Source organism: Nocardia sp. NPDC005825, assembly GCF_040630175.1.
Taxonomy (GTDB): Bacteria; Actinomycetota; Actinomycetes; order Mycobacteriales; family Mycobacteriaceae; genus Nocardia.
The window spans coordinates 280,547-295,734 of the sequence record NZ_JBEXXC010000001.1; the positions used below are offsets into that span (position 1 = coordinate 280,547).

Here is a 15,188-nt window from a genome sequence, read left to right on the forward strand (position 1 = left end):
GACGAGGAGCGGGTGTTTAGGTGTCCATCGGGAAATTGGTGTCGTTCGACAGCTCTCGGGGTTTCGGGTTCATCCGTCCGGAAGACGGCGGCCCGGATGTGTTCGTGCATGTCAACGACATCGGGTTGGATGAGGACGAGCTGCGCCAGGGGCGGGTTTTCGAATTCGATGTGACCGAGGGTGATCGGGGTCCGAAGGCGATCAATCTGGCGGTGGTGCCGGGTCAGGCCGCGGCGCCGGTGCGGCACAAGGCCAAGGAGCATCGCGCGGCGGGGCAGATGACCGCGGCCGAGCATCGCCGGTTGATCACCGAACTGCTGTTGGATGCCTCGCCGCAGTTGACGGCGGCGGAGATCATCACGATTCGGGATCGGCTCACCTCGTTCGCCGATGCGCACGGGTGGCTCGAAAACTGACCGGTTCGCATTACGATCGGTCTCGGATCCGCCGCGAACCGAGGAGGCCGTGTGCTGTTGCCCGTCATGCCGCCGGTGAAACCGATGCTGGCCAAATCGGTGTCGGAGCTGCCCCGGGATCCAGGGTTGCGGTTCGAACCGAAATGGGACGGCTTCCGCTGCATCGTGTTCCGCGACGGACCCGAGATCGAGCTGGGTTCCCGCAATGATCGGCCCCTGACCCGGTATTTCCCCGAACTGGTGGAACTACTGGGTCAGGCGCTGCCGCCGCGGTGCGTGGTGGACGGGGAGATCGTCGTCGTCACCGAGAACGGCCTGGATTTCGACACGCTGCAGCAGCGGCTGCATCCGGCGGCGTCGCGGGTCAAGAAGCTGGCCGCGGAGACCCCCGCCAGTTTCGTGGGCTTCGACCTGCTGGCATTGGGTGACGAGGATCTGACCGGGCGGCCGTTCGCCGAGCGGCGCGCCCTGCTCGAGACGGTGCTCGACGGCTCGCATCCGGGCACGCATCTCACGCCGATCACCGATGATCCCGAGGTCGCCGCGGACTGGTTCACCCGGTTCGAGGGCGCGGGGTTCGACGGGGTGATGGCCAAGGCGTCGGATCTGGCGTATCTGCAGGACAAGCGGGTGATGCTCAAGATCAAACATGAGCGGACCGCCGACTGTGTGGTGGCCGGGTTCCGCTGGCACAAGGACGGCCAGGGGGTGGGGTCGCTGCTGCTGGGGCTGTTCGACGACGAGGGCAATCTGCATCATGTCGGGGTGGCGTCGTCGTTCACCGCGGCCCGGCGCAAGGAACTGGTCGACGAGCTGGCCCCGTTGCGGGAGCACGCCCTGGAGGATCATCCGTGGCGATCCTGGGCCGATGCCGCCGCTCAGGCCAAGGCCGACGGGAAGATGCCGGGCGGGGTGAGCCGCTGGACCGGCGGCAAGGATCTGTCGTGGGAGGCGTTGCGGCCGGAGCTCGTGGCGGAGGTGCGCTACGAGCATGTGATGGCCGGGCGGTTCCGCCACGGCGGGCGGCTGGTGCGGTTCCGTGGTGACCGCACCCCCGAATCGTGTACCTACGCTCAGCTCGACGAGGTCGCGCCCGCCGAGCTGGCCGATATCTTCGCCGAGGCCAGACAGTCGACAGGGACCGCGCGGTGAGTGATTCGGTGCAGGTCGAGGTCGCCGGGCGCACGGTGCCGGTGTCGAATCCGGGCAAGGTGTATTTCTCCAAGCGCGGGGACACCAAGCTGGATCTGGTGAATTACTATCTGGCCGTTGCCGATCCGATCATGCGGACCATCGGCGGGCGGCCGGTGCTGCTGGAGCGCTACCCGGATGGGGCGTCGGGCAAGTCGTGGTTCCAGAAGCGGGTTCCCTCCTCGGCGCCGGACTGGTTGCAGACCACGGTGGTATCCACTCCGAACGGCACCACCAGTGACGCGCTGGTGGCGGTCGACATGGCGCACATCGTGTGGGCGGTCAACCTGGGCTGCTTGGGTTTCCACGTCTGGCCCACCCACGCCGGGGCCGAGGCGGCGTCGACGTTCCCGCCGGTGCTCGACGCGGCGGGGAATGTGCTGCCGCCGACCGGTGCCACCGATGAGCTGCGCATCGATCTGGATCCCTCCCCCGGCATCGGTTTCGACGATCTGCGGGCCGCGGCGTTCGCGACCCGCGAGTTGTGCACGGAACTGGGTATCGATGTGCGCGTGAAGACCTCCGGTTCGCGGGGGCTGCACCTGTACGCGATGTTGAAGCCGGAATGGGACGGGTATCAGGTTCGGGCGGCGGCTGTCGCGCTGGCGCGTGAACTCGAACGCCGCCATCCCGACGACATCACCGCGGCCTGGTGGAAAGAGGAGCGCGGTTCGCGGGTGTTCGTCGATTTCAACCAGAACGCTCCGCACAAAACGGTTTTCGGCGCGTGGTGCGCCCGCCCGAAGGTCGGCGCGCAGGTCTCGACCCCGATCTCCTGGGACGAGCTGGCCACGATCGTGCCCGACGAGTTGACCATCGCCACCGTCCCCGCCCGGGTCGCCGAACTGGGCGACCCGTGGGCCGACCGCACCCCGCAGTCGCTGGCTCCGCTGCTGGAGATGTCGGACAAGGACATGGCCGCGGGCTTGATGGACGCCCCGTGGCCGCCGGTGTATCCGAAGATGCCCAACGAGCCGCCGCGCGTGCAGCCGAGCAAGGCCCGCAAGGACGCCGACTAGAGGCAGCGCGCTGCGCGGCTAGGCCGACAGTGTCTGTGCCGGTGCGTGTTCGGTGCCGCCGCACCAGATCGTGCGGATGGCGCGGGTGGCGGTGATGTCGGCCAGCGGGTCGGCGTCGAGCAGGACCAGGTCGGCGCGTAGGCCGGGGGCGATGGCGCCGCGGTCGGTGAGGCCGAAGTGGCGGGCTGGCAGGGTGGTGGCGGCGTTGAGGGCGTCGGCGGGGGTGAGGCCGGCCCGGACGAGGAGCTCGAGTTCGTGGTGCAGGCTCGCACCCTGGGCCGGGTGGACGGGCAGGCCTGTCATCTGGTTGGCGTCGGTGCCGGCGAGGATGGGGACCCCCGCTGCGTGCAGGACGCCGACGGTTTTCAGCGACGCGGGGAAATACTGTGCGACACCGTGGATTTCGGCGACGCCTTCCATCATGACGAGCGTGGGGATCACCACGTGGGCGCCGTTCGCCAGGCGGTCGATGTCGGCGGCGTGCAGGCGGGCGCCGATGGGGACGTGGGTGAGGGCGTCGACGCCGGCGTCGAGGGCCATGGCGTACGCGCCGGGGGTGGAGGTGTGGGCGACGACGGTCAGGCCGCGGGCGTGGGCGGCGGTGACGACGGCTTTGGTGGTGTCGGCGTCGGGGCCGCCTTCGCCGGGGGCTTCCAGGACCAGCTTGATGTAGTCGCTGCCGGCCGAGACGCGCTGCGCCACCATGGCTTCGGCGTCGCCGGGGTGGCGGATGATGCCGACGTCGGCGATGCCGGGGACGTGGGCGTGCACGCCCGCGGAACCGATGATCGGCGCTCCGGCGCAGCGCAGGGTGGTCGTGGCGGTGCGGGCGCGCGCCTGCTCGATCAGGGCGGTGTCGATCGATCCCATGTCGAGGGCGGTCGTGACGCCGTGGGCGGCATAGGTATCCAGCGCGTGCGGGCTGTCGAGGTGGATGTGGGCGTCGATGAGGCCCGGGATGAGGATGGCCCCGTCGACGTCGAGGTGTTGGGCGCCGGCGGGGTCGGTTCCGATGACGGTGCCGTCGATGACGACGGTGGTCGGTGCGGTGATGGTGTGGCCGTCGAAGATTCGGACGTCATGAATGGCCAGTTTGTGGTTCGGCTCCCCCTGCATGCAGCCAATCTAGAACCTGTTGCAGCAGTGGGCAAGATCGACTCGCGGGTCAGGCGGCTCCGGCGGTGCGCTCGGCGGCGAGCGCGGCGGGCTGGCGCGCGCCGCGCAGGATCAGATGCAGCAGGGCCACGAACAGGGTTTGGTCGATCGGACTCCAGCCCGCGGACATGCGGTTGTGCACGAATCCGACAGCCACACCGGAGTCGGGGTCGGCCCAGCCCATCGACCCGAACAACCCCATGTGCCCGTAGCCGCGCGGGGCGTGCGGGGACGGGAAGCTGTGGTAGCCGACGTGCCAGAACGGGATGACCAGGGCGCGGTCGAGTTGGTAGGTGCGGATGCGTTGCAGTCCGCGAACGGTTTCCGGCGACAGGTAGGCGCGCCCGTCGACGGTGCCGCCGCCGGCCAGGGCGCTGTACATCTTGGCCAGGGCGGGCGCGGTGCACACCGCGTTGCCGGCGGGCAGGGCGGTGTCGAGGATGGCGGGGCGGTCGCCGCGGAAGATCGATTCCAGGCCGGGGACGTAGATCGAGGAGATCGGGGATCGCAGCGGGCGCGGCAGGCGCGGGACGGCGGTGGCGACCGGGCCCGGAATGGTGTGCTCGGCCAGGTTTTTCAGCGATCCGACCAGGTCGGCGGGGCGGGTGCGGGATCCGGCGGGCGGGCGGCCCAGGTGGATGCCGTCGACGCCGAGGGGTTCGGCGACCTCGCTGCGGTAGAGGCGGGTCATGTCGTGGCCGGTGACGGCGCGGGCCAGGCCGGCCATGAGCCAGCCGATGGTGAGGGCATGGTAGATCGGTTTGCCCTGCAGGTGATCGGGTTTCGCGGCCGCGAGGCGTTGTTCCATGAGTTCGTGGTCGAGGACTTCGTCGGGGGTGACGGCGGGCAGGCCCGAGAGTCCGGCGCGGTGGCTGAGCAGTTCTGTGACGGTGATGCGGGCTTTGCCGTTGGCGGCGAATTCGGGCCAGTATTCGGCGACGGGGGCGTCGTAGTCGAGCAGGCCGCGATCGGCCAGGCGCGCGAGGACGGTGGCCGAGACACCTTTGGACGCGGAGTACACCATGGCGCCGGTGTCGGCGGTCCAGGGCGTGCCGTGGGCGTCGGCGGCGCCGGCGTGGACATCGACGACCAGTTCGCCGTCCTGATACACCGCCAGTGCGCCGCCGTTGCCGCGGCGTCCGGCCAGGACGCGGGCGAATGTCCGTAGGGCGGAATCGAATCGGGGGTCGGCGGTGCCGTGCACTCCGGCGGGCAGTCCGGCAGCGGTGGCGGAGCTGTGGGTCGTCATCGATCAACGGTAGCGGCGCCACCACCACCCCGGCAAGATGTGTCTGGGACAATTTTGGGGCGGGTTCGGGGGTTTCGGACCGGGCGACGTGGGAACGGTTATGCCCCTGGTGAACCCAGTGCGGTGCGCAGGGTGTCGCGCAGCCAGCGTTGGGCGGGGTCGGCGTCGAGGCGGGCGTGCCAGCGCAGCCGGATGTCGACTTCGGGCAGGGATGCGGGGATGTCGAACCAGCGCAGGCCCAAGGTGTCGCCGTAGTGGGCGGCGAGCCGGTGCGGGACCAGCCCGACGTAGGGGGTTTGCGAAACCAGCAGGGCGGCAAGGGCGGAGGTCGGTACGACGGCGGCGACGTGGCGGTGCAGGCCGTGGGCGGTGAGCGCGTCGTCGAGGGGGCCGCGGGCGCGGCCGCGACGCGATGCCGACACGTGCGGGTGTCCGCAGAGTTGGGCCAGGGTGGGGCGGCGGTGGCGGCCCAGCGGGTGCTCGGCGCGCACGATGCCGACGAGGTGTTCGCGGTAGAGCTCGGCGGTGTGGATGTCGGGGGCCGCGGCGGTGTCGGCGCCGATGTCGAGGTCGATGGTGCCGTCACGTAACGCTTCGAGGCTTTCGTCGCCTTCGGGTACGAAGCGCAGGACCACGCCGGGCGCGGCGGCCGCGGTGGCCGCGACGGCGGCGGTGACCAGGGTCGCGGCGACGCCGTCGTTGATGCGGATGGCGAAGGTGCGCTTCAGTGCCGCGAGGTCGACGGTGCGGTCGGCGCTGATGAGGGCGGCGGCCTCTTCGAGCAGGGACCGGACCCGGGGTGCGGTGCGCAGCGCGAACGGAGTGGGGGCCATGGCGCGTCCGGCTCGCACCAGGATGGGGTCGCCCATGGCGCGGCGCAGTCGACCCAGGGCACGGCTGGTCGCGGGGATCGACAGGTGCAGGCGTTCGGCGGCCGCGGTGACGCTGGCGTCCTGGAGCAGGGCGTCGAAGACGCGCAACAGGTTCAGGTCGAGCTGCTCGGTCATTGTTGCATCGTATGCAACTCTGGGTTACCGAAGTTGCGTCGCACGGATACCTGCCTGGTCCATAGCGTGCACTGCATGCAAACAAACCTTCTCCCCCAGGACCTGACCGGGCCAAATGTGGCTGTTCGGCGGGGGCTCGTGTCGTTGATGTGCGCGTGTGTGGTGTTGGTCGTGGGGATGGTGGCCGCGATCAATCTGGCGGTTCCGATGCTGGCGGCGAGTCCGCTGCGGCCCTCGGCGTCGGCGCTGGTGTGGATCGTGGACACCTACGTGATCGTGTTCGCCTGCCTGGTGATTCCCGGCGGCGCGGCCGGTGACCGGTTCGGGCGCAAGGGGGTGCTGCTGGCCGGGCTGGGGTTGTTCGCGGCGGGCGCGCTGGTCTCGGCGCTGGCGCCGTCGGTGGGCGTGTTGCTGGCGGGCCGGGCGATCACGGGGGCCGGCGCGGCGGCGGTGCTGCCCAATACGTTGGCGGTGTTGTTGCACGCGGTGCCGGTCGATCGCAAGCCCGCGACGATCGCGACGTGGGCGTCGATGACCGGGATCGGCGGGGTGCTGGGCAATGTCGGTGGCGGCGCGGTCCTTTCGGGCGGATCGTGGCGGTGGCTGTTCGTGGCGGCCGCCCCGCTGGCCGCGGTGTTGGCCGCGTTGGTGGCGTGGGTCGCGCCGGTGTCGGCACGCCACGATCGCCGGCTGGACCCGGTGGGCACGGTGTTGCTGGTCGCGGCGTCGGTGGCGCTGCTGGTCGGGATCGCCGAGGGGCCGGTGGCGGGCTGGAGCAGCGTGGTGGTGGTCGCCGGGTTCGGGTGTGCGGCGGCGCTGTTCGCGGTGTGGACGGTGGTCGAGTTGCGGGTGCGCCATCCGCTGCTGGATCCGCGGCTGTTCGCGTCGCCGGGGCTGCGCAGCGCCTGCCTGGGGATGACCGCGGTGTTCTTCGGGATGTTCGCGCTGTTCTATGTGAACGCGTCGTTCCTGCAGTACGCCAAGGGGTTCGGGGTCCTGCGCACGGGGCTGGGCATCATTCCGTTGACGCTCCCGGTGATCGTGGGCGCGCGGCATGTCGGACGCCTGTCGGGCCGGATCGGGGTGGACGCCACGATCGCGATCGCGTTCGGTTTCGTCGGCGCCGGACTGCTGGGTCTGTCCACGACCGGCTTGCACACCCCCTACCCGGTGTACGCGGTGTGGCTGGTGGTCACCGGAATCGGTGTGACGCTGGCTCTTCCGACCTTGTCGGCGGCGATCACCGGTGCGCTGCCCCAGTCGCTGGCCGGGGTCGGCGCGGGATTGCAGGCCACGACCCGCGAGTTCGGCAGCGCGTTGGGTGTCGCGGTGATCGGCACCGTCCTGACCTCCCGTTTCGTCGCCGCCCTCCCCTCGGACATCCGCGCCGGCGGCGCGCACACCGTGGCCCAGGCCCACAGTTTCGCGCCCGAGCGTTCCGATGCGATTGTCGCGGCGTTCGTTTCGGGCGCGGACGCCGGATTCCGGGTGGTCGGGGTGACGGTGCTGGTGTCGGGTGCGCTCGTGTTCGGGCAGGCGGTGATGTCGCGTCGCGCATCCCGGTAGCGGCGATCGGCGGCGGTGTCGGTGCGGTCTGCGACAGTGGCGGGTATGGATTCGGTGGCGTTCGGGGATGCGGCGGCGTTCGATGCGTGGCTCGCGGTCAATCACGGGCACGCGGCGGGGGTGTGGATTCGGATGGCCAAGAAGGGATCGGGGATCGCGTCGCTGACCGAGGACGAGGCGGTGGATGTGGGGTTGTGCTGGGGCTGGATCTCCGGGCAGCGCAAGGGCCTCGACGGCGAGTTCTATCTGCAGAAGTATGTGCCGCGACGCCCCGGGAGCTTCTGGTCGCAGGTCAACGTCGACAAGGTGGCGGCGTTGACGGCGGCGGGTCGGATGCGCGAGCCGGGGCTGGCGGAAGTGGAGGCGGCGCGCGCGGACGGGCGGTGGGCCGCGGCGTATCCGTCGCAGGCGAACTTCACCGTGCCCGAGGATTTGGCGGCAGCCTTGGCGGCGCGGCCGCGGGCTCGAGCCGCGTTCGAGGCGCTCGACCGCACCGGCCGGTATCTGATCGTACTGGACGTGCTGCGAACGAGAACGGCGAAAACGCGGGCTTCCCGGCTGGAGAAGGCCGTGAACGGTCTCGAAAACCAGTGAAACCGGCCGATTCCGGGTGACAGGCGCGATGTCCTGTCACCCGGAATCGGCGTCAGTCCCGGTCCGTGGTGAGAACGGGGGCCAGGGCGCGCAGGACCGCGGTGGCGTCGTCACCGAGGATCTGGATGGCGACGTGGTCGGCTCCGGCACGCAGGTGCTGGTTCAACCGGTCGGCGACCTGGTCGGTGGTGCCGTGGGCGACGACCGCGTCGACATAGCGGTCGCTGCCGGGAGCGGCGAGGTCGGTGTCGTCTAATCCGAAGCGGCGCAGGTTGTTGGTGTAGTTGCTCAACCCGAGGTAGAAGCCGGCGCGGTCGCGGCCCTGTGTGCGGGCGCGGGCCGGGTCCTCGTCGAGGACCACCTTGTGTTCGACCGCGAGCAGGGAGTCGGGGCCCAGGATGCCGCGCAGTTCGGCGGTGTGTTCGGGGACTGTCAGGTAGGGCAGGGCGCCGGCGGTGCGGTCACGGGCCAGGCGTGCCACGCGCGGGCCGAGGGCGGCCAGGGCGCGGCCGTGCTGGGGGACGCCGCGGGCGTCGAGGACATCGAGGTAGTCGACCAGCGCGTCATAGGGTTTGGTGTAGTCGGCGGTGTGTTCGCGGTGGCCCGCGCCGATGCCGAGCAGGAAGCGGCCGGGGAACTTCTCGTCCAGGCGCAGGTAGGTGTCGGCGGCGGCTTCGGGCGCCGAGGCCCACACATTGACGATGCTGGTCGCGACCACCAGTGATTCGGTCGCGCCGAGCAGTTGCTCGTAGCCGTCGAAGTCCGCCGGCGGGGAGCTGCCCAGCCAGATCGTGCCGTAGCCGAGTTCCTCGATGTCCCGCGCGGATTCCGGGGTGAACTGCGGATAGGGCTGCCACACACCGAATGTTCCCAAGCCGTCGAATGCCATACCGGGCCTCAACGGTTCATGATCGGATTGCATTCCCCGGCGCGAAATCTTCCCGGCGCGACCCCGAATTCGCGTTTGAACGCCTTGGCGAACGCGTATTCGGAGGTGTACCCGGACTTTTCGGCCACGACGCGCAGCAGCAGGTCGGTGTCACGCAGCAGCCGGGCCGCGCCGGTCATGCGCCACCAGGTCAGGTAGGTGAGCGGGCCGATGCCCAGGGTGGTGGTGAACCGTTGCGCGAACACCGACCGGGACACCCCCGCACGGTCGGCCAGCGATTGCACGGTCCAGGCCTGACCGGGGTCGGCGTGGATGGCCTGCAGGGCGGAGTGCACGGCCGGGTCGCGCAGCGCGCCGACCCATCCGGTGTCGGAGGGGTGGGCCTGGTGCCAGGCGCGCAGCAGGAACAGCAGCAGCACTTCGAGCAGGGGCGCGATGGCCCCGGATCCGTCGGCGGTGTCGAGTTCGTGGCCGAGCAGATCGATCGCGGCACGCAGCGGGCTGTGGTGGCCGACGCGGGCGGGCAGATGGATCACATCGGGCAGCTCGGCCAGCGCGGGATGCGGTCGGGTGTCATCGAGACAGTAAGCGCCACACAGCAATACGGTGTCGGGGCCGGCCGCCGCGGGACCGGGGTCGCTGTCGGGGCGGTCGGTGATGGCGTGGCCGCGGCTGCGCGGCATGAACGCGACATCACCGACGTGGAGGTGGATCGGGTCGCCGTCGTCGGGCAGCAGCCAGCACGAACCTTGCAGCACGACATGGAAACCGGCGCTGTTGCCCGCGGCGGGAAAGTGGGTGTGCCAGCTGCCGCGCCGGACGGTGCGGTTGGAATGCGGCGTGCCCAGCCGCATCGCGGCGACCGCGTCACTGAGGATGTCCACGCATCCCACCGTACCGGCGGCGTTCACCGCTCCGGACGATCAGACATCAGAGCCGGACCTTCGAGCATGGATCGTCCGAGCGGGCATGCCTAGCGTGGGTTGCGAGCCGATTCCCGGCCGTATCCCTTCACCCGATGGAGTTGTCCCTCATGCGTATTGCCGTGCACGGCGCGAGCGGTTTCACCGGTTCGCTCATCGTCGCCGAACTCGCGCGCCGCGACCTGTCCCCCATCCTGGTGGGCCGCGACGAGGCCCGCTTGCGGGCCGTCGCCGCCCGCACCGGGGTCCCCGACGCCGAGATCCGGGTGGCCGCCCTCGACGACACCGCCGCCCTGGCCGCCGCCTTCGCCGACAGCGACGCGGTCGTCAACGCCGCCGGACCGTTCACCCTGTGGGGTGAACCGGTGGTGCGGGCCGCGATCGCCGCTCGCCGCCACTACATCGACACCACCGGCGAACCCGGCTACCTGCACACGATCCTGTCCACCTATGACGAGCCCGCGAAACAGGCCGGGGTGGCGGTCGTTCCGGCCGTCACCGATGACGGTGTGCCCGGTGATCTGATCGCCGCGCTCACCGCCGCCCGCCTCGACGCGCCACTGCGGGAGGTCCGTGTCGCCGATCTGCGCCGACCGGGCGCGGCCTCGCGCGGAACGGCCCGGTCGATGGCCGCCATCGCCGTGCTCGATCAGGTCGAATACCGCGATCGGACATGGCAATCGGCGAACGCATCGGCCACCACCCTCGATGAGCCCGGCGAACCGGACCCGGTGTCGGTGACACCGCTGGCGTTGCCGGGCGTCTACACCATCCCCCGCCACCTCGACACCCCGATCGTGCGCGGGGTGATCCGCACCGAGATGGGTGAGATCTTCGCGGGCCTGGGTGGTGATGTCGCCGAGACGATTCCGGAGATCCCCGACGCCGACGCGCTGGCCGCATCGCGCTGGTTGATCCTGGCCGAGGCGACCGGTGTCGACGGCAGCCGGGCACGGGGCTGGGTGAGCGGGTTCGACCCGTACGCGGCCACCGCGGTCATCGCCGTCGAGGCCGCGCGCCGCCTGGCGCTCGACGGCGCTGCCGCCGGAACCCTGGCGCCCGCACAGGCTTTCGACGCCGCGAGCTTCCTCGACCACCTTGCCACCACGGGTGTGCACTGGCGGGTCGAGGAGCTCGCGAACGTCTAGGGCTTCGCGTGGGCTAGGGGTTCGCGTCGACCTTCGGGAACGTCTCGGCCACCAGTGTGGTGAGGGCGTCGGCGAGCAGGTGGTGCACCTGCTCGCGGGTCAGGCTGCCGCGCACGATCCACTCGCGCCCGGCGGCCTTGACCAGACCGCCGTAACAGCGCACCAGCGCCCGCAATTCGGCCGAATGCAGCGAATCGTCGAGACCCATCATCGCCACCATGCGGTCGGCGGCGGCGTAGTCGGCCTCGTCGAGGATGCGCTGCACCTCCGGATCGTCGCCGACGCCTTCGTGGCCGGTGACCTTGACCCAGGTGCTGCCATGCTCGCCGATGGTGTCGAGCAGCCACGCCACGCTGGCGTCGACTCGTTCCCGCAGCGATCCGGTGGGCACCGCCATCTTCTCCGGCCGCGGCAGCGTGACCATGCGGCGCACCACCGCCAGGTACAGGTCGCGCTTGTTGCCGAAGTAGTGGTTGATCAGCCCGCGCGCCACCCCGGCCCGCTGGGCCAGCTCGGCGGTCGACACCGCCGCGTAGGGGCGCTCGCCGAACATGTCGATCGCGCAGGACAGGATCTGCGCGCGACGTTCGTCGGGCTCGAGGCGACGACGGCGCGTGGCGCCGTCGTCCGCCGTGGGGTCGGAGTTACCGCCGGGCCGAGGTGGCGCGGTGGCGTCAGAGTGAGCGGGCAATGAGATCCTTCATCACCTCGTTGGCTCCCGCGAGGATTCGCAGGACCCGAGCGCCGGTGTACAACTGCGAGATCGGGTATTCGGTCATGTATCCGTAGCCGCCGAAGAACTGCAGGCAGCGATCCACCACATTACCGAGTTGATCGGTCAACCAGTATTTCGACATGGCCGCGGTGGGGATATCGAGCTCCCCGCGCAGGTGCTTGCTGATGCAGTCGTCGAGGAACACGCGTCCGACCTTGGCGATCGTCGCGCACTCGGCCAGTTCGAACCGGGTGTTCTGCATCGCGTAGAGCGGCTTGCCGAACGCCTCGCGGCCCTTGGTGTAGTCGACGGTCAGCTGCACGGCCTTCTCGGTCATGGCGACCGCGAGGATGGCGGTGACCAGGCGTTCCTGGGCCAGCATCTGCATCATCTGATAGAAGCCCTGGCCCTCGGCCTGCCCGAGCAGGTTCGACGCGGGCACCCGCAGGCCGTCGAAGAACAGCTCCGCGGTGTCCTGGGCCTTGCCGCCGATCTTGGACAGGATCCGGCCGCGCTTGAAACCGGGGGTCTCGTCGGAGACCTCGGCGAAGATCAGCGAGACCCCGGCCGCGCCCTGGGTGGGGTCGGTCTTGCAGGCGATGATGATGCCGTCGCACAGCCAGCCGTTGGAGATGAAGATCTTCGAGCCGGTGATGACGTACTCGTCGCCCTCGCGCACCGCGCGGGTCTTGATGTTCTGCAGATCCGAGCCGGTGCCGGGTTCGGTCATCCCGATGGAAAGCACCATCTCGCCGCTGGCCGCCTTGGGCAGCACCCGCTGTTTGAGTTCCTCGGAACCGAACTCGTGGACGTAGGGCGCGATGATCGAGGAGTGCACCGACATGCCCAGCGAGCCGTCCCCGGCGTGGGTCTGGGCTTCGATAATGGCCGCCTCGTGGGCGAAAGTGCCGCCGCCACCGCCGTATTCGGTGGGGATGGCCGCGCACAGCAGGCCCAGTTCGCCGGCCCGGTTGTAGAGGGCGCGGTCGGGGTGGCCCTGTTCGATGAACTTCTCGGTGTGCGGGATCACCTCCTTCTCGAAGAAGGTGGTCGCCAGAGTCCGTACCGCCTCGACCTCGTCGTCGCTCCATGCGGGGCGTGCCATCGCAGAGTCCTTCGTTCGCCTGAATGGAGGCGCGAGAGCGCCTCGCCCTCAGCGTGCACGGCTATTGGCGTTGTGTCAACAACTGTCAACAATCGGTCGCGCGAGACTGATTCACCTCGGCGAACGTCGTGAAGATCGGCACGTCCGGATCCGCAACGACCCCCTGACGCCGCAGGAAACCATCGATCAACCCCCACGCCAACTCCGTCGCCTGCCCCACGAACTCCGCGGTCTGCGCCGCCGACGGCGTATCCGAATCCGACAGCCACAGATCGGTGATCGACACCATCGCACCGGTCAACGCGCGCGAGAGATAGTCCAGCCCCGCCGTATCCAACGGCACCGCCTCGGCCACCGACCGCGCCAGCTTCTCCAACCGCAGCGCCGCCTCGCGCCCCAGATCCAGCTGCAACACCCCCGACCCCGACTGCTGGACCACCGGGGCCTGCCCCAGATACCGGAAGACATTGGGGTGCTCCAGGATTCCGCGCGCGTACTCACCGAACACCCGCGTCAACGCCACCCGCGGCGGCTGCAGCATCAACGTCATATCCGCGCCCGCGGCCGAGAACGCCCGCCGCGACATGCGCGCCGCGATCTCGGTGAACAGATCCCCCTTGTCCGCGAACTGCCGGTACAACCGCGGCTTGGTGATCCCCGCCTCGCGCGCGATGTCGTCCATGCTCGGGCGCGGACCCGCCCGGTCGATCACCCGGATCGCCGCGTCCACGATCTCCTCACGCGACACCAGCCGAGTCCCCCCGGCACTGCTACGAACCACCCGCGCAGCATACATGTACCGCCGGTACGGCAGGTCCACACGACAATCCCACTTGATTTCGGACCAAGCGTACTGCCAGTATCGAATCCCGTACCGGCAGTACGCACAACCGGAAAGACGACGATGTCCGACCCCGCCCGCCAACTCGGCGACACCCTGCGCGCACCCCTGCCCGCAGCCTTCGACCAGCTCCCCGACACCGACCTGGCCGAACTTCACCGCCTCCTCGAAGCCGCCAAGACCCACCGCCGCGACACCCTCGACGCAGCCCTCGGCTCCTCCCTCGACTTCGTCCCGCGCCTGCTGCGCCCCGCCGTCAAGAAAGCACTGGGACTATGAGCGACCACCTCGCCGCCGTCGCCGAAACCACCAAACTCGCCCGCGTCCTGGGCCTCGACGACCCCACCGACCTCGACTTCCTCGTCGACCTCCCGCCCGCCGCCCTGCGCGAATACCGCGAACGCGTCACCGACCTGCTCTTCGACCGCGACGCCAAACGCATGCAGGCCATCGCCACCGCCAGCGCCATCGTCCCCGTCGCCATCAGCTCCAAGATCGCCGAACGCGCCTTCGGCCCCATCCTGTGCGCCGCCGTCGCCAGCGCCGTCGAACCCCGCCGCGCGGTCGACATCGCCAAGAACCTCACCCCCGCCTTCCTCGCCGAAGCCGCCGCCCAACTCGACCCCCGCCGCACCGCCGCCATCATCGCCGCCGTCCCCGCCACCCTGGTCACCGACGTCGCCCGCCAACTCCTGTCCCGCGGCGACCACATCACCATGGGCCGCTTCGTCCACGTCATCCCCGAACCCACCCTGCGCGCCGCCGCCCCCGTCATGAGCGACCCCGACCTGCTGCGCATCGGCTTCCTCCTCGAGGACAAAACCGCCATCGACCGCGTCCTGCACATCGTCGCCGACCGCGTCCCCGGCATCATCCGCGCCGCCCACGACCAGCAGATGTGGGCCGAAGGCATCGACCTGCTCGACAACATCGCACCCCACAACCGCGCCTGGATCGGCGACCTCACCGCCGGCCTCGGCGACGACGTCCTCGACGGCCTCATCGCCGCCGTCGCCGAACTCGACGCCTGGACCACCCTGCTGCCCATCACCAGCGCCATGAGCCCCGACAGCCTGCGCCTGTTCGCCCAACGCCCCGCCGTCCACGACGAACACATCCTCACCGCCATCATCGACACCACCGCCGCCCACGACCTCTGGCCCCAAGCCCTCCCGCTCGTCGACGCCGCCCTCACCCCCGACACCCCGGACACGGTGTGGCACACCCTCATTCAGGCCCGCGACCAGATCCCCGCAGACCTGCTCACCCGACTCGCCGACCGCGCCCGCGAACTCGGCCACGACCACCACGCCAACCGACTCGAACCCCTCGGCACCGCCACCACCTGACCCCGCCACCACCCACCCCGC

At 70.0% G+C, this 15,188-nt stretch carries 16 protein-coding genes; 8 read left to right on the forward strand and 8 right to left on the reverse strand.

The annotated features are described in order from the left end of the window. Positions 1 to 20: 20 nt before the first annotated feature. From ABZ382_RS01360 to ABZ382_RS01370, 3 genes are read left to right on the forward strand one after another with little or no spacing between them, the layout of a single operon-like run. The gene (locus ABZ382_RS01360) at positions 21 to 416 is read left to right on the forward strand and encodes a cold shock domain-containing protein (protein ID WP_357082156.1); all 396 of its coding nucleotides are present in this window, start codon (positions 21 to 23) and stop codon (positions 414 to 416) included. A gap of 51 nt (positions 417 to 467) precedes the next feature. After that, positions 468 to 1,568, forward strand: a complete 1,101-nt coding sequence (locus tag ABZ382_RS01365) for an ATP-dependent DNA ligase (RefSeq protein ID WP_357082158.1) — start codon at positions 468 to 470, stop codon at positions 1,566 to 1,568. Next, complete coding sequence (locus tag ABZ382_RS01370) at positions 1,565 to 2,626, forward strand: ATP-dependent DNA ligase (protein WP_357082160.1); 1,062 nt, start codon at positions 1,565 to 1,567, stop codon at positions 2,624 to 2,626. The genes ABZ382_RS01365 and ABZ382_RS01370 overlap by 4 nt, the downstream gene beginning before the upstream one ends. Before the next feature lie 18 nt (positions 2,627 to 2,644). Here the strand turns inward: ABZ382_RS01370 and ABZ382_RS01375 are convergent, their stop codons facing one another. From ABZ382_RS01375 to ABZ382_RS01385, 3 genes are all read right to left on the reverse strand, one after another. Beyond that, positions 2,645 to 3,742 carry an amidohydrolase family protein gene (locus ABZ382_RS01375; RefSeq protein WP_357082162.1) on the reverse strand — a complete coding sequence of 366 codons (1,098 nt, stop codon included), beginning with the start codon at positions 3,740 to 3,742 and terminating at the stop codon, positions 2,645 to 2,647. A gap of 49 nt (positions 3,743 to 3,791) precedes the next feature. Beyond that, positions 3,792 to 5,030 (reverse strand): serine hydrolase domain-containing protein, encoded by a 1,239-nt coding sequence (locus tag ABZ382_RS01380; protein WP_357082164.1) that lies wholly within the window; start codon positions 5,028 to 5,030, stop codon positions 3,792 to 3,794. Between the two features lie 98 nt (positions 5,031 to 5,128). Next, positions 5,129 to 6,037: a LysR family transcriptional regulator gene (locus ABZ382_RS01385; protein ID WP_357082166.1), complete on the reverse strand. Its 909-nt coding sequence runs from the start codon at positions 6,035 to 6,037 to the stop codon at positions 5,129 to 5,131. Between the two features lie 159 nt (positions 6,038 to 6,196). Between ABZ382_RS01385 and ABZ382_RS01390 the strand changes: the two genes are divergently transcribed. Then, complete coding sequence (locus ABZ382_RS01390) at positions 6,197 to 7,603, forward strand: MFS transporter (RefSeq protein WP_357082168.1); 1,407 nt, start codon at positions 6,197 to 6,199, stop codon at positions 7,601 to 7,603. Between the two features lie 45 nt (positions 7,604 to 7,648). Continuing rightward, positions 7,649 to 8,197, forward strand: coding sequence for a YdeI/OmpD-associated family protein (locus ABZ382_RS01395; protein WP_357082170.1), 549 nt, complete (start codon positions 7,649 to 7,651; stop codon positions 8,195 to 8,197). 52 nt (positions 8,198 to 8,249) lie between these two features. On the opposite strand, the gene ABZ382_RS01400 is transcribed toward ABZ382_RS01395, so the two are convergent. Both ABZ382_RS01400 and ABZ382_RS01405 read right to left on the reverse strand, forming a co-directional pair. Next, entirely contained in the window at positions 8,250 to 9,086 is an 837-nt protein-coding gene (locus tag ABZ382_RS01400) for an LLM class F420-dependent oxidoreductase (RefSeq protein WP_357082172.1), read from the reverse strand. An 8-nt stretch (positions 9,087 to 9,094) separates the two neighbouring features. After that, positions 9,095 to 9,970, reverse strand: a complete 876-nt coding sequence (locus tag ABZ382_RS01405; RefSeq protein ID WP_357082174.1) for an AraC family transcriptional regulator — start codon at positions 9,968 to 9,970, stop codon at positions 9,095 to 9,097. A 149-nt stretch (positions 9,971 to 10,119) separates the two neighbouring features. Between ABZ382_RS01405 and ABZ382_RS01410 the strand changes: the two genes are divergently transcribed. Further along, positions 10,120 to 11,157 carry a saccharopine dehydrogenase NADP-binding domain-containing protein gene (locus tag ABZ382_RS01410; RefSeq protein ID WP_357082176.1) on the forward strand — a complete coding sequence of 346 codons (1,038 nt, stop codon included), beginning with the start codon at positions 10,120 to 10,122 and terminating at the stop codon, positions 11,155 to 11,157. A gap of 13 nt (positions 11,158 to 11,170) precedes the next feature. Here the strand turns inward: ABZ382_RS01410 and ABZ382_RS01415 are convergent, their stop codons facing one another. From ABZ382_RS01415 to ABZ382_RS01425, 3 genes are all read right to left on the reverse strand, one after another. Then, positions 11,171 to 11,731 carry a helix-turn-helix domain-containing protein gene (locus ABZ382_RS01415; RefSeq protein ID WP_357083974.1) on the reverse strand — a complete coding sequence of 187 codons (561 nt, stop codon included), beginning with the start codon at positions 11,729 to 11,731 and terminating at the stop codon, positions 11,171 to 11,173. A 100-nt stretch (positions 11,732 to 11,831) separates the two neighbouring features. Next, positions 11,832 to 12,977: an acyl-CoA dehydrogenase family protein gene (locus ABZ382_RS01420; RefSeq protein ID WP_357082178.1), complete on the reverse strand. Its 1,146-nt coding sequence runs from the start codon at positions 12,975 to 12,977 to the stop codon at positions 11,832 to 11,834. A gap of 85 nt (positions 12,978 to 13,062) precedes the next feature. Continuing rightward, positions 13,063 to 13,758: a TetR/AcrR family transcriptional regulator gene (locus tag ABZ382_RS01425; protein WP_357082180.1), complete on the reverse strand. Its 696-nt coding sequence runs from the start codon at positions 13,756 to 13,758 to the stop codon at positions 13,063 to 13,065. Positions 13,759 to 13,881: 123 nt separating this feature from the next. On the opposite strand from ABZ382_RS01425, the gene ABZ382_RS01430 reads away from it, so the two are divergent. Both ABZ382_RS01430 and ABZ382_RS01435 read left to right on the forward strand, forming a co-directional pair. Beyond that, entirely contained in the window at positions 13,882 to 14,097 is a 216-nt protein-coding gene (locus ABZ382_RS01430) for a hypothetical protein (RefSeq protein ID WP_357082182.1), read from the forward strand. Next, positions 14,094 to 15,167, forward strand: a complete 1,074-nt coding sequence (locus ABZ382_RS01435; RefSeq protein ID WP_357082184.1) for a hypothetical protein — start codon at positions 14,094 to 14,096, stop codon at positions 15,165 to 15,167. The genes ABZ382_RS01430 and ABZ382_RS01435 overlap by 4 nt, the downstream gene beginning before the upstream one ends. Positions 15,168 to 15,188: the final 21 nt, after the last annotated feature.